Origin of the sequence: Candidatus Magnetaquiglobus chichijimensis (assembly GCF_045865675.1) — a bacterium.
In the GTDB taxonomy this organism is placed as follows: Bacteria; Pseudomonadota; Magnetococcia; order Magnetococcales; family Magnetaquicoccaceae; genus Magnetaquiglobus; species Magnetaquiglobus chichijimensis.
The window spans coordinates 654,736-667,908 of sequence record NZ_BAAFGK010000005.1; the positions used below are offsets into that span (position 1 = coordinate 654,736).

9 protein-coding genes and 1 tRNA gene are annotated in these 13,173 nt (G+C 62.9%); 6 read left to right on the forward strand and 4 right to left on the reverse strand.

Annotated features, from left to right (window positions below):
* Nucleotides 1–735 carry a metal-dependent hydrolase gene (locus ACOY6C_RS16555; protein ID WP_420906628.1) on the forward strand — a complete coding sequence of 245 codons (735 nt, stop codon included), beginning with the start codon at nt 1–3 and terminating at the stop codon, nt 733–735.
* Nucleotides 736–903: 168 nt separating this feature from the next.
* Nucleotides 904–990 (forward strand) — tRNA-Leu (locus ACOY6C_RS16560).
* A 402-nt stretch (nt 991–1,392) separates the two neighbouring features.
* On the opposite strand, the gene ACOY6C_RS16565 is transcribed toward ACOY6C_RS16560, so the two are convergent.
* Nucleotides 1,393–2,922, reverse strand: a complete 1,530-nt coding sequence (locus ACOY6C_RS16565) for a methyltransferase regulatory domain-containing protein (protein WP_420906629.1) — start codon at nt 2,920–2,922, stop codon at nt 1,393–1,395.
* Nucleotides 2,923–3,411: 489 nt separating this feature from the next.
* Between ACOY6C_RS16565 and ACOY6C_RS16570 the strand changes: the two genes are divergently transcribed.
* Nucleotides 3,412–3,597 (forward strand): Arm DNA-binding domain-containing protein, encoded by a 186-nt coding sequence (locus ACOY6C_RS16570; protein ID WP_420906702.1) that lies wholly within the window; start codon nt 3,412–3,414, stop codon nt 3,595–3,597.
* A 188-nt stretch (nt 3,598–3,785) separates the two neighbouring features.
* Here ACOY6C_RS16570 and ACOY6C_RS16575 read toward each other — a convergent pair whose 3' ends face one another.
* From ACOY6C_RS16575 to ACOY6C_RS16585, 3 genes are all read right to left on the reverse strand, one after another.
* Nucleotides 3,786–6,350, reverse strand: a complete 2,565-nt coding sequence (locus ACOY6C_RS16575) for a methyl-accepting chemotaxis protein (protein WP_420906630.1) — start codon at nt 6,348–6,350, stop codon at nt 3,786–3,788.
* Nucleotides 6,347–7,531, reverse strand: a complete 1,185-nt coding sequence (locus tag ACOY6C_RS16580; RefSeq protein WP_420906631.1) for an ABC transporter substrate-binding protein — start codon at nt 7,529–7,531, stop codon at nt 6,347–6,349. Before ACOY6C_RS16580 ends, ACOY6C_RS16575 begins: the two co-directional genes overlap by 4 nt.
* Before the next feature lie 153 nt (nt 7,532–7,684).
* The gene (locus ACOY6C_RS16585; protein WP_420906632.1) at nt 7,685–10,114 is read right to left on the reverse strand and encodes a CHASE2 domain-containing serine/threonine-protein kinase; all 2,430 of its coding nucleotides are present in this window, start codon (nt 10,112–10,114) and stop codon (nt 7,685–7,687) included.
* A 280-nt stretch (nt 10,115–10,394) separates the two neighbouring features.
* On the opposite strand from ACOY6C_RS16585, the gene ACOY6C_RS16590 reads away from it, so the two are divergent.
* Genes ACOY6C_RS16590 through moaC form a run of 3 tightly spaced genes read left to right on the forward strand, consistent with a single transcriptional unit; the run spans nt 10,395 to nt 13,171 of the window.
* Complete coding sequence (locus tag ACOY6C_RS16590; RefSeq protein ID WP_420906633.1) at nt 10,395–11,456, forward strand: molybdenum cofactor biosynthesis protein MoaE; 1,062 nt, start codon at nt 10,395–10,397, stop codon at nt 11,454–11,456.
* 19 nt (nt 11,457–11,475) lie between these two features.
* Complete coding sequence (gene moeA / locus ACOY6C_RS16595) at nt 11,476–12,681, forward strand: molybdopterin molybdotransferase MoeA (RefSeq protein WP_420906634.1); 1,206 nt, start codon at nt 11,476–11,478, stop codon at nt 12,679–12,681.
* Nucleotides 12,674–13,171 (forward strand): cyclic pyranopterin monophosphate synthase MoaC, encoded by a 498-nt coding sequence (moaC, locus tag ACOY6C_RS16600; protein WP_420906635.1) that lies wholly within the window; start codon nt 12,674–12,676, stop codon nt 13,169–13,171. The genes moeA and moaC overlap by 8 nt, the downstream gene beginning before the upstream one ends.
* Nucleotides 13,172–13,173: the final 2 nt, after the last annotated feature.

Here is a 13,173-nt window from a genome sequence, read left to right on the forward strand (position 1 = left end):
ATGGCCGATTTCAACACCCATCTGGCCGTGGCGGCGGTCTCCGGCGGGGTGGCGATCACCGCGTTGATGGTCGCGGGGGTGGCCGACGCCCAGCTGGGGTTGAGCGGCTTTTTCGCGGCCATGATCGGCGGCGTGCTCCCGGATGTCGATGCCGAGGAGTCCTGGACCCTGGATCTGGCCTTCACCCTCTTCGCGTTGCTCGGTTCGTTTTTCGTCATGTTGAGTCAGGTGGCGCGTCTGTCGATCGGCGAACTGGTCATGCTTTGGCTGGTGACCTATCTGTTCATCAAACTGGCGGTGTGCGAACTGTTCATCCGCTGCACGGTCCATCGCGGTATCTTTCACTCGTTGCCTGCCGGGGTCTTTTTTGGAGGTCTCACCGCGGCCCTGCTTTATCATCTGTTTCATCAGGCCCCCTGGTTCTGCTGGATCGTCGGGCTGTTCGTGACCGGCGGGTATCTGGTTCACCTGGTGCTGGACGAACTCTACAGCCTCAATCTTTTCGGCGAGGGGGGAACCTCCAGCTCTCTGGGCACGGCGCTCAAGATCTGGTCCAACGACCCCTGGGCCGCCTTCACCATGTATCTGGCTGCCGGCATGGTGGTGCTTCTGACCCCCGGCCTGCCGGACGTGCTTGCCCGGCTCTTCTCCCACCACACCCTGGAGGCCATGCAGTTGCGCATGTGGCCCGCCGATGTGTGGTTCGGCATGCCCTTTCTTTACAATGTGCGGTGAGAGACGCAAGAGGGGATGTCGGCGCCGCTTGAGCGAGGCGGGTCGCGAGGCGCACGATCCTCGGCGCGCATTTGCCGTGGAACGCCCTCGGGCTAGGTCTGCGGGGCTTCCATCCTGCAAGTTTGTGGTTGACAAACCACATTGGGCTGGTCTATTCTATGCGCTCAAGCCCAGATGGCGGAATTGGTAGACGCGCTAGATTCAGGTTCTAGTGGCCGAGAGGTCATGGGAGTTCGACTCTCCCTTTGGGCACCAAATTCGATTCCAGAGACTCCCAAGAGTTTCCATGAAGCCAGCAAGATTAAACACTTGCTGGCTTTTTTGTTTCCAAGGCGTTCCAAGGGTGTGTATAACATCCAGGTTTGCTGTGTATGGTATCGTGTGTAGATCGGGTGCATGGAAACCAGACTACACACAGTTGTCGCAAACCTAAAGAATCACACCATATCCCTGACAGATATCCAACTGCGCAACCTCAAGACGACACCCTTGCCCGAGAACCTCGCGGATGAGTGCGGCGGGAACGATATGGTCGGCCAATGAGCATAACGGTTACATTCCTCGTGATTTCATGCCGGAGGAGTTGGAAAATCATGGAAACATTCAAGAAGCAAAAATAAATAATAGTTTTTTTCTGAACTTATGAGTTATCCAAAGTTACAGAACGCCGAGGGCGCGCAATCTGGGTAATTGCGTGGAAAATTGGTGCGCCTGAGCCATCAGATTGCCTAAACTTTCATGGACGGGCAAAGGAACCGCATCCTTGATGCGATTTTCGTTGGGTAGAGCAAATCGTTGCCAAACCCATTCTGCCCAAGCCTGCGGGGTTTCGTGTCCCAAGGAAAGCGCCCGCAGAAACAATCGCGGGATGCGTCGCAGGATAACGGCACTGCCAGTCACTGGGCTGGCCAGATGGATGATGTTATCAGAATCCTCGGCCAGATTGATCAGAAAATTATTGAGTCGTTCGGTATGCGGTCTGGCGTTTTCGATCTGTTCTGGCGACTGAACCTGAACGATGATGTTTCTGGACATCAGCGCCAAAATGGCGTGCAGGATTGCATTCAGATCGATGCCATCGTTTCGCAACTCATCTTCCAGTGCTGCGATGGTTCTTGGACGATAATCGGCCAAGGCATCCAGCACCACAGCGAAGCGCTCTGGATCCAGAGGAATTTCTCCTGGAATATCAAACGAAGCCTCATGAACACGATCGCGGGAGATGTTCAGAATGACCCGTTGCTGCCGCAGCGAGACCAGACGTTCCCGTGGGGACAAACGACGTGGACCTTTGATCCAGTAATCCTGACGGAACTGTTGGTTGATCATGAAATCCCGCACGGTTTGTTGAAATATCGGATCCGGAATATCTTGCAAAAAGCGTTGTTGTGCTTCCGTTAAATGATAGGCGTCCAGGTGATCGAGCGTGTTGGCCGATGCCGCAAAAGTGACTTTGGCAGGTTCGAGCGAAATGGCGGTTTCGGTGAAGGAAAAGGAGTTCCATGCCTGGTTGAAAAATTCATGGGCCAGATAATGGGGATCAGCCTGTTTGATCCAATGGAATTGCTCTGCCACCCGAGGATTGGCGGTTATGAAAGCGGGTTGCAGTTGCACTAATTTTTCACCGAAATCAAAAGCTGCTTCAACACGTCCAATCATGGACTCTCCTGGAGGAACCATGACTTTTGCATATTCGTCAAGCAGATGTCGAAAAGGAAGCCGCGCAGCCCAGCCAGGCTGTGTATTGTAACTGAGGTAGCATATACCACCGACTTTTAGTTTTCGGCGTATAAAATCGATGATAATCTGACGATTGTGCGGTTGAATCCAACTCCACACGCCGTGCAGACCGATGAAATCGAAATCCGGCAGATCGGTTCGTTGACAAAACTCCTCGAACGATTGATCGTACATGTGGGCAGAACAACCGGATGTGGCGATCAATTGTCTGGCAAAGGCAGTCTGGGTTGGGTGAAAATCCGTGGCCCACCATGCCACAGGAGCGGTGGCAGCATGAATGGCCGTGCTGAGCCCCTGTCCAAAGCCCAGTTCGCAGGCTACATGAATATCGGGCGTGGCAAAACCGGCATTCAGAAGCGGGAGTTGACAACGCCCCGGATTCAGTTCTGCACAGTAACTAAAAATATAATCCGTAGAAACAACATATCCTTGAGACCAGTCACTCATTGAATTATTTCCTAGAATAAGATTGTTTTTTATTTTTATGTTTTAATCTTCCAAGAAAAACATAAAATGATATCAAATTGTATAGCTTGTCAGCTTCATATCGTCAGCATTGTGCCAGTAAAACACTGTTATATCAAGATATGGTGATTCTGCTTTACCATGTTTGGGTCGCCCGAAAGCGCTGTTGCACGATTTAAGTCCAATGCTGACCTGCAAGTCGGTTCAGATGGCCCAGAACACCTTCCGGACTGAAGACCATTTGCCTAATCATCTCCTTTTTTTGCTCTGGAAGGAGGCGGGCCATGGACTTGGGGAGATTGTTATGATTTAGGGCCTCGTCAAAAAGCCATTACCAGTCTTGCGTCACCCGGCAAACAGAACATTTTGAAAAGCTGCAGCAGCAACAGCCGCTGATATTGTATGTAGATCTGGCGCATAAAAACCATACTAAATGCATTTAATTAAAATTTAAAGATATAAGTCATTTATCTGACCGATACCCAACGGCGCGACCTCAAGCCGACACCCGCGCCCGAGAGCCTCGCGGATGATGGCGGCTTGTCCATTGGTCAACCGAACGGGGCCAAGTGGTGGCGCTTCCGATATCGATTCGACGACAAGCAAAAGCTCCTGGCCTTGGGTGTCTACCCCGATGTGTCGCTCAAACAGGCGTGAGAGAAACGCGACGATCGTCTTCTGTTGGCCGGGTGTGGACGAATACAACACCCCGAGCCGTACCGGAAGCGGCACCCGCTTTCCGAGAACCGCACCTTTGATGATTGCCCGGTTTGCTGGCGGAACGCTCCCATCTGGTTCATGTGCGGCGTGCAGACCGGGGATCCGTCGCGGCAGGGCCAGGAAAATCACTCCAGCCGGAAGCGGGCGACGATCCCCTTGATCGATTCGGAGAGGCGGGACATCTCGCCAGCGCGCTGACTCAGTTGCGCGCTCATCCCCAGCACGTCGGCCACCGCCTGGCGCACCGGCTCCATGCTGGCGGCGATCTCCAGCGCGGTGTCGGCGGCATCGTGCACGTTGCCGGTGATGTTCCGGCTCCCTGCCGAGGCCTCGGCCACGTTGCGGGTCATCTCGCCCACCCCCACCGACAGCTCGCCCACGTTGCGGGTCACCTCCGCGATCCCCAACGACACCTCGCTCACCGCCCGGCTCACATCCTCCATGTCCTGATTGGTGGCCACCATCCCTTCGGTGACCGAACGGGTCCGCTCGGCGGCCTCGTTCATCGCCTGGGCGATGCCGCGCGCCGAGCGGTCCTGATCCTCCACCGCTTGCAGGATCTCCTCGTTGGCCGAGGCGATGGCGTGGATCTTGACGACGATCTGATCCGCCGCGTCGGTGGCATCCCTGGAGTGGTCGCTCATGCGCACGATCGTTTCCGAGATCATGCCGGTGGCCGCGGCGGTCTGTCGGGCCAGCTCCTTGACCTCGTTGGCCACCACCGCGAAACCCTTGCCCGCATCTCCGGCGCCGGCAGCCTCGATCGAGGCGTTCAGGGCCAGCATGTTGGTCTGTTCGGCGATGCTGTTGATCACGTCCACCACCTTGTGGATCTCCTGGGCCGACTCCAACAGCCGTTCCATCACCTCCTGGGTCCGTTCCGCCTCGTGGTTGGCCTGTTCCGAGGATTGGCTGGCCATCAGACAGCGTTGACGGATTTCGCCCAACGCATCGGTCATGGCGCGTACCGAGCCGGCGACACCGGTGACGTTGCCGCTGGTCTGCTCGGCGGCATCCTTGACCTCGGCCATGCGCTGGGTGGCCTGTTGGGCCGAGGAGACCACCTGGGTGAGGCTGATGCTCGCCTCCTCGGCGGCGGCGGAGATGGTGTTGAGGTTGTGGCTGGCCACCTCGGCGGCATGGGAGAGGGTGGACAGGTTGGCGCTGGCCTGTTCGGCGTCGGTGGAGATCTGCTGGAGGTTGCGGCTGGAGCGGTTCGCGCCGCCGGCCACGCTGCTCGATTGTTCGGTGAGCAGTTCGGCGCTGGCGTTCAGGGCGCCAGAGACCTGGGAGAGTTCGCGGGCCGCCTCCGACAGGTTGCCGGAGCCCTCGTTGAGGGAGGCGAAAATCCCCTTGAGAATGGCCGCCATGCCGGACATGGCCAGGATCAGTTGACCCAGTTCGTCGCGGCTGACCGACTTGAGTTCGGTGGTCAGGTCCCCTGCGGCGATGCGGTTGACCCCGGCCACCGCCTGGTCGAGGGAGGAGGAGATGCGGCGGGCCAGTTTGAGCCCGAAGCCCACCATGAACAGCACCACGATCAGGGTCACGGTGTAGACCAGGGCCTGGCCGGTGCGGCTGACCGAGGCCGAGGCGCGGGTGGTCTCCTCGTTGAAGCCGTCCACGGCGGCGCCGATCTTTTCGAGCTGACCGAGCACCTGTTGTTGGATCGACTCGGCGTTCTTGCGGCTGGTTTCGATCTGGTGTTCCACCTCCAGGCCGTTCCAGGCCAGGGTGTAGACCGCCTCGTCCCCCTCGACGAGCAGTTTGACCAGGGTGTTGAACTCCTTGTCGAGTTCGGTGGCCAGTTCGGCGAGGCCGGCCTGGGCCTGATCCGAGGCTCCCTTGAGGGCGGTGATCGACTGGCGACCCAGATCCACCGCGGGTTTGAGCTGATTGGCCTTGAGACTGGTGAGCAGATCCGGGGCTTTTTCCAGGCGGATCTGGCGGCTTAAAATTGCCAGGGTGTTGACGCTGGCCAGACTTTTTTCGGTCACCTGGGCGATCCGACCCGCGCCGCCCGAGATCATCTGCACGGCCAGGCTCTTGAGATCCTCCGCGCTCCGTCCCTCGAGAGCGCGGCGCGTCTGGCGTTTGCCGCGCGTCATGGCCAGGTTCACCTTGCCCTTGATCCCCTCGGCGTGGGTGGTCATGCGCTCCACGGTCTGGTCCAGGGCGGTGATCTGGGTTTTGAGTTTCTGGCGGATCTCCAGGTCGCGGCGCATCTGTTCGCGCAGACGGTCATCCTGTTCCAGGAAGGCGGCGTGGGCCTGCTTGAGTCCCGACAGGATCGGCGCCATGTCCGGAAAGGTCTGGATGGTCCGGCCCAACCGTTCGAGTTCGGCGTTGAAGCGTCCATCGAGCGGGCCGCGAGCCGGGAGTTTGCCGAGGGACTCCAGGGTTTGGGTCTGGAGCAGCTGATCCTGATGGGTGAGGTACTCCAGAAGCAGCGCGCCGATGCGGCGTCCGGAGGCTTCCAGTGGGAGCACCTGCTCGACGACCCGCTGTTGCAGGCCGGTGAGGCGGATGGTGGAGTAGGCGGCGGCGCCGGCCAGGATCAGGGTGGCCACCACCCCGATGGCCACCCACAGGGTGAGCAGACGGCGGATGGTCGGATCGAAGGGCCGGGTCACGAGCCGCCCCGTCATGGCCGGAGCGTTGCGGGTGGGGTCGGTCATCGGGGAGTTCATCGCAGTTGGCTCCAGGCGAATGGTTGGAACTCCCCATGCACCAGGCGGGTCGGCCACACCTTGTGGCTGGCCTGATGGTCCTTCGGATCGAAGCGCACCGGGATGCCGATGCCCAGATCGAAGTCGTTCAGGCTCTCCAGGGACTTGACCAGGGCTTCGCGATCTTCGCGCGGTTTGCCGGTGGGCTTGGCCCGTTCGATCCCTTCGACGAGCAGGCGCGCGGCCAGATACCCCTCCAGGGAGAGAAAATCCGCCGTGGCCTTGGGATCGAGCTGTTTGAGGGCCTTGTGATAGGCCTGCACGCCGGGGAGCGTGTCGCTCAGGGAGGGGGTCACCTGGGTGACGATCACCCCTTCGCCATCCTTGCCCAGGGCCTTGGCCAAAGCCGCGCTGCCGACGAACGAGACGTTGATGAAGAGGGCGTTGGGGAGATCCTTGCGTGCCTCGCGGATGAAGGCCGCGCAGGCCGGATAGGCCCCCACCATGATGATGGCGCGCGGTTCGGTTTCGGCGTCGAGGATCGAGGCCAGGGCCCCTTCGATGTGGGTGGTGTTGCGGGTGTAGCGGCCATGGGCCAGGGTGTCGGTGTCGGTGAAGCCGTGTTTTTTCAGGGCGGCCACCGCGCCGGCGTGTCCGGAGTCGCCATAGCCGTCGTTCTGGGTGAAAAAGGCGATCTCGCGGGGTTTGATGCCGAGTCCCAGCAGACCGTCGATCATGGCGGCGGTCTCTTCGGCGTAGCTGGCCCGGTAGTTGAAAATATACCGTTCCGGCGGGTTCTTGCGCAGCAATCCGGCCCCGGTGATCGCGCCGATCAGGATGGTGCGGGTTTCGTTGGCGATTGGGGCCGCGACCACGGCGGTCGGGGTGCCGACATTGCCGATCACCGCCAGCACCTTTTTGTCCTCGATCAACGCGCGCATGTTGACCGCGGCCCTGGTCGGTTCGTAGCCGTCGTCGAGGGCGATCAGTTTGAGGGTCTGGCCATGCACGCCGCCGTTTTTGTTCACGGCGTTGAAATAGGCCTCCACCCCCAGTCTGGTGTTTTGGCCCAGGGCCACCGGACCGCTCTCCAGGGGGGTGGACATGCCGATGGGGATTTCGGCGGCGGCGACCGGTTGGATCGAGAACAGCGCCAGGACGAGGGTGGCCTGGCGGAGTGCGGAGAGAAAGGTGGCGCGCATGATAGACCAGAAGGGCGGATCCGGGTTGATGTCATCTAAATGTTGAATAGGATAGCAGCCCGGCAGGCGAAAGACAAACAGGATTTTGCAAGATTTTCAGTGAGTAACTGTTTTCAGGCCACAGGTGTCGCAGGGACGGGGACATAAGCGGAATCAGGGGGTTGACGGTTTTTGAACGCTCTCGCGGATGAAGGCCACCAGCAGGCGCGCCAGTTCCTTGCCGCGTGCCGGACGCCTGGCCGGATCCCGGTTCAGGGTCTGGTCGAGAATGCGCTTCAAGCCCGGCGGCATGTCGGGTCGAAGGGCCGTCAGATCCGGGGGAGGACCGTGCAGGATCCGTTCGCGCAGACTTTCCGGGTCATCCGTCCGGTGGGGCGGATGACCGGTGAGCAGATGGACCAGAATCGCCGCCAGGGCATAAAGATCCGCGCGCGCCTCGCCATCGGTATCCAGGGCGTCCGCGTCTCCGGCCACCAACTCCGGCGCGGCATGGGGCGAGAGGCTCCCCGAGCCGGGATCGATTCCCAGGTAGCGGGCCAGGCCGAACTCTTTGATCCACACCTCGCGGCTCTTGGGATCGTAGAGGATATCCTCGGGCCTTAAGTTGCCGTGGGTCAGGCCGCGTTGATGGGCGTGGTCCAGGGCCATGGCGGCGCGGGTGGCGATGTAGAGGATCAGGGAGAGGGGCAGGGGGTCATCCGGGTGGAGATGGCGTTCCAGGTTGCCATGCACCGGGAAGTGGGCCATGACCAGATGGGGCGGTTGGGCGGACAGGTGGATGCCGAGCAGTTCGACCACCCCTTCGTGATGCCATTTCAGCCCCTTTTCGCCATCGGCGAGGAAGCGGCGTCTGGCCTTTTCGGCCTGTTCCGGGGAGGGGTGACGCGGGGGGTGGGGCAGACGCAGGATCACCGGTCTGCCGGTGAGGGGATCCCGACCCAGTTCAAGGAGCCCCAGCGGGTCATGGGAGAGTTCCGCGACGATCGGATAATGGCCCACGGTGCGGGCAATCCGGGTCTCGCCGCTGGGGAAGGCGGGAGCGGACGCCTCGCCACCCTCTCTGGTCAGGCGGTTCTGTGCCGCGTGGAGTCGCTGTTTCAGGAGGGTGTCGCCGGGGGCGAAGCGCAGCATGCGGTGATAAAGGCGCGCGGCGTCGGCATGGCGGCTGGCATGCTCCAGGTCGCGGGCCAGATGGTCGCTCATGGCCATCAGACGGGCATCCATGGGCGCGAGGCGGAACTGCTCCTGGGCCAGCTCCCAGCACATCTGTCCCTGATAGGCCAGACCGAGGGCCAGGTGGAGGTCGTGTTCGCCGGTCCGGACGTTGGATCCTTCCGGCGCGCCGAACCACCAGCGCAGCAGCAGCGGCAGGATCGCGCCGCTGCCGAGGAGGGCCAGGGGGGCGACCATCGGCACCCAGAGTCCGTGGAGGTCGAGCAGTCGGACGTGGGCCACCGGCACGGCGATGGCGAGGGCGACCGCGCCGGCCAGGGTCGCCAGGTGGGCGCCGATGCCGAGCGGGGGGGCCAGAAGCAGCAGCAGGGTCGCCAGGCCGAACAGGATCAGGCGACCGGAGCGGGCCCAATCCGGGATGAAGAAGGATTGTCCGTCGAGCAGGGCGGTGACCGCCTGGGCATGCAGTTCGAGGGGGGACATGGCGCGCGGCATGGGGGTGGCGAATCGGGTGGTCAGGCTCTCCGCATCCGGGCCGATCAGCACCACCAGATCCCGGAATCTCTCGGGGGGAACCTTTCCTTCCAGGATGGCGAGCATGGAGAAATGGGCGAACTCCGGGTGTTGATTGACGCCGGGATGGAACCAGGGGCGGATGCGCCAGCCGTTCTGGGTCGCGATCCGGGTGTCGGCGATCTCCAGCGTGCCGAAAGGATCGGGACGCACCGCCTCGGTGGGCGCGCGCAGGGCGGTCATGGTCACGGCCAGGGGCAGGGTGGGGAGCAGTCGATCTCCGGCGCGCAGCAGCAGGGGCATGGCGCGGACAACCCGGTCCGGATCGAGGGCGGTCAGATTCGCGCCGATCCGGGCCGCCTGGGCGCCGGGTTCCTCCCGTGGCCAGTCGAAGGGGGTGACCCAGGGGGGGGCGGCATCGGGTTTCCAGGGTTTGGCCGGCGTCGGCAGGGTGGCGGCCTCGATCAGATAGGGCGGCGGAATGACGCTCCGTCCTGCCTCGGGGTCGCTCCACTCGACGGGCAGGGGCAGGACCACGTTGCCGCTCTGGCGGAACAGGGCGCCCAGGGCGCGGAGCGCTTCCTGGTCCGACGGGTCGTCATGGGCGGTGATCGGTTCGGTGAAGGCAAGAACGCGCGGTTCGGCCCGTTGCAGGATCTCCAGCAGGCGCAGATGGTGACGCGGGGCCAGGGGCCAGGGACCGAGGCGCGCCAGGGTGGGATCGTCGATGGTGACCAGGGCGATGCGGGTTTCGGCGGGACGGGCGAGGGCGCGCAGACCCCGGTCATAGGCGAGCCTTTCCAGGGGGTCGAGCAGGCCGAACTGATCGAGGATCAGAAACAGCAGTGCCAAGGCCAGGGCCGGCAATCGGTGGTTGGTCGCTTGAAGGCGGGTCATGCGTCAACGATCCAAAAGGCGGTTGGGCACAGGCCAAACCGCCGACGCGGGCCAGGGGTGGCCCGTCAGATTGCCAGGCAATTTTCAGGTTGTGGTGCGAGTGCCATTCGAAACCATGCGCGCCGGGTGATTCCATGGATGGAATTCCCAAACAGACTCCAAACAGCCGGAGGGCATCGATTCGGATCTGGAGCGACAAACTCTTTCAGAAAACCGGAGCGGGTCTTATGATACGCGCTCCATGCCCAAAGGACAATCTTGCAACCGCATTGGCCGATCGATGATTCGCATTCAGACCGAGGATTTTTCGCTGGAATCGGAGCAGGCCGCCCTGCTGGCCGGACGCACGGTGGTCGGCGGAGTGGTGAGTTTTGTCGGCACGGTGCGCGACTACACCTCCGGGGATCGGGTGGTGGCCATGGAGTTGGAGCACTATCCGGGCATGACCGAGGCGGAACTGGCGCGCATCGAGGCGGCGGCGCGGGCCCGGTTCGCCATCGAGGAGCTGTTGGTGGTGCACCGGGTGGGGCGTCTGGGGGTGGCGGATAACATCGTGCTGGTGGTGGCTGCGGCGCGGCATCGCGCCGATGCGTTCGATGCCTGCCGCTACATGATCGACCATCTGAAGCTTTACGCCACCTTCTGGAAAAAGGAGATCACCGCCGAGGGTGGGGCGCGGTGGGTGGATGCCTGTCCGGGCTGCGAGGCGGCGGCGGGACAGTGGGGAAGGAGCGAGGCGATGGGGTTGGAAGACGGGGCGTTCGACCATCGGCGCGATTGCGCCCATGGACACGGGGAGAAGAGGGATGGCCACGGTCATGGCCACGGTCAGGGTCACGGTCATGGCGCCGTCGAAAACCTCTCCTGGCGTGGGTTGCGGGTGGGGGTGCTGACCCTTTCGGACAGCCGCGACCTGCCATCGGACAAAAGCGGCGCGGCCCTGGAAGGGGAGGTGCTCAAGCTGGGCGGCACGCTGGCCGGGCGGGAGATTCTGCCCGATGAGCTGGAGCGGATCCAGGAACGGCTGGTCGCCTGGGCCGATGACCTGGGTCTGGATGTGGTCCTGACCACCGGGGGGACCGGTCCGGGGCCGCGGGATGTCACCCCGGAGGCGACGCGCGCGGTCTGTACCCGCGAGTTGCCCGGTTTCGCGGAGCTGATCCGCCAGGCCGGTCTGGAACAGGTGCGTTCCGCCGTGCTCACCAGGGGGGTGAGCATGTTGCGCGGCAATACCCTGGTGGTCAATCTGCCGGGATCGACGCGGGGGGCGCTGCACAGTCTGGGGGCGGTGGCGGATCTGATTCCCCACGTCCTGCGCATGGCGCGCGGTGGGGGGCATTGATGGAAGAGGAGGATGCGCGATGATCGGATTTGACGAGGCGTTCGCCACAGTGATGGCCGAGACCCGGCCCGTGGAGGGTGTCGCCCTGGTGGCGGTGGCCGAGGGTTTGGGCCGGGTGCTCTCCATGCCGGCGATCGCGCCGGCGGATGTGCCGAATCACGCCAATTCGGCCATGGACGGCTATGCGGTCCGCACCGCGGATCTGTCGCGGGAGGGGAGCGTCACCCTGACCGTGGTGGCCGATCTGCCGGCGGGCGACCGGCTCGAAAGAGCACTGGGCGCCGGGGAGGCGGTGCGCATCATGACCGGCGCGCCGATTCCGCCCGGCTGCGACTGCGTGGTGATGCAGGAACGGGTGCGGCGTGACGGCGACCAGGTGGGGATCCCGGCGGGGTGTCTGCCCGGCGACAACATCCGACCGGCGGGCGAGGATATCCAGGCCGGATCGGTGGTGCTCCCCAAGGGGTGCCGGTTGCGTCCTGCCCATTTGGGGTTGTTGACCTCCCTCGGCTTCGAGCGGATCGAGGTGTACCGGCAACCGGTGGTGGCGGTGCTCTCCACCGGTAACGAGGTGGTCGAGGCCGGAACGCCTCTCCTGCCCGGCCAGGTCTACGACAGCAACCGCACCGCGTTGCGCGCCGCGCTCCTCGCCCTGGGGGTCAAGGTGCTCGATCTGGGACTGGTGCGGGATGATCGCGAGGCCCTGGCCGCCGCCTTCGCCCGCGCCGGACACGAGGCGGACGCGGTGATCAGCACCGGCGGGGTATCGGTGGGGGATTACGATCTGGTCAAGGAGGTGCTGGTGGGCCAGGGTTCGATCCACTTCTGGCAGGTGGCGATGAAACCCGGCAAGCCGCAAGCCTATGGCCGTCTCGGTCAGGCCCGTTTCTTCGGTCTGCCGGGCAATCCGGTCTCCGGCATGACCGTTTTCATGCTCATCGTCCGGCCCGCGCTCCTGAAACTCATGGGCGCGAGCGAAGAGCCTCCCCGGCGCATGCGCGCCGCGTTTCGCGGCATGCTGCGCAAAAAACACAACCGCCGCGATTTCCTGCGCGGCATCGCCCACTTCGACGAAGCCGGCCCTTGGGTCGAGACCACCGGACCGCAAGGCTCCGGGATCCTCACCAGCGTGGCCAGGGCCAACGTCCTGATTCTTCTCCCCGAGGAGCCGCTGGAGCTGCGCGACGGCGACCCGGTGACCATTCAATGGATCGAACATGACTGATCAACCCCGCTTGACCCATTTCGACGAACAGGGCGCGGCCCGCATGGTGGACGTGTCGGCCAAGGCGGTGACCGAACGGGTGGCCGTGGCCGGCGGCACGGTGACGATGGCCCCCGAGACCCTGCGGCTGATCCTGGATCGGGGCGTGGCCAAGGGGGATGTGCTTGAAACCGCCCGCCTGGCCGGCATCATGGCCGCCAAGCGGGTGGATCTGTTGATTCCGCTCTGCCATACGCTGGATCTTTCGTCCGTGGCGCTCTCCTTCGAGCCGGACCTGGAGGGGAATCGCATCCTGATCCGCGCGGTGGTCAAATCCCTGGGCCGCACCGGGGTCGAGATGGAGGCCATGACGGCGGTTGCCGTGGCCGGGTTGACCATCTACGACATGTGCAAGGCGGTGGACCGGCGCATGGTGATCGACGCGGTGCGTCTTTTGGAGAAGAGCGGCGGCAAAAGCGGGCACTTCGTGCGCGACGGGGACGGGATCTGACC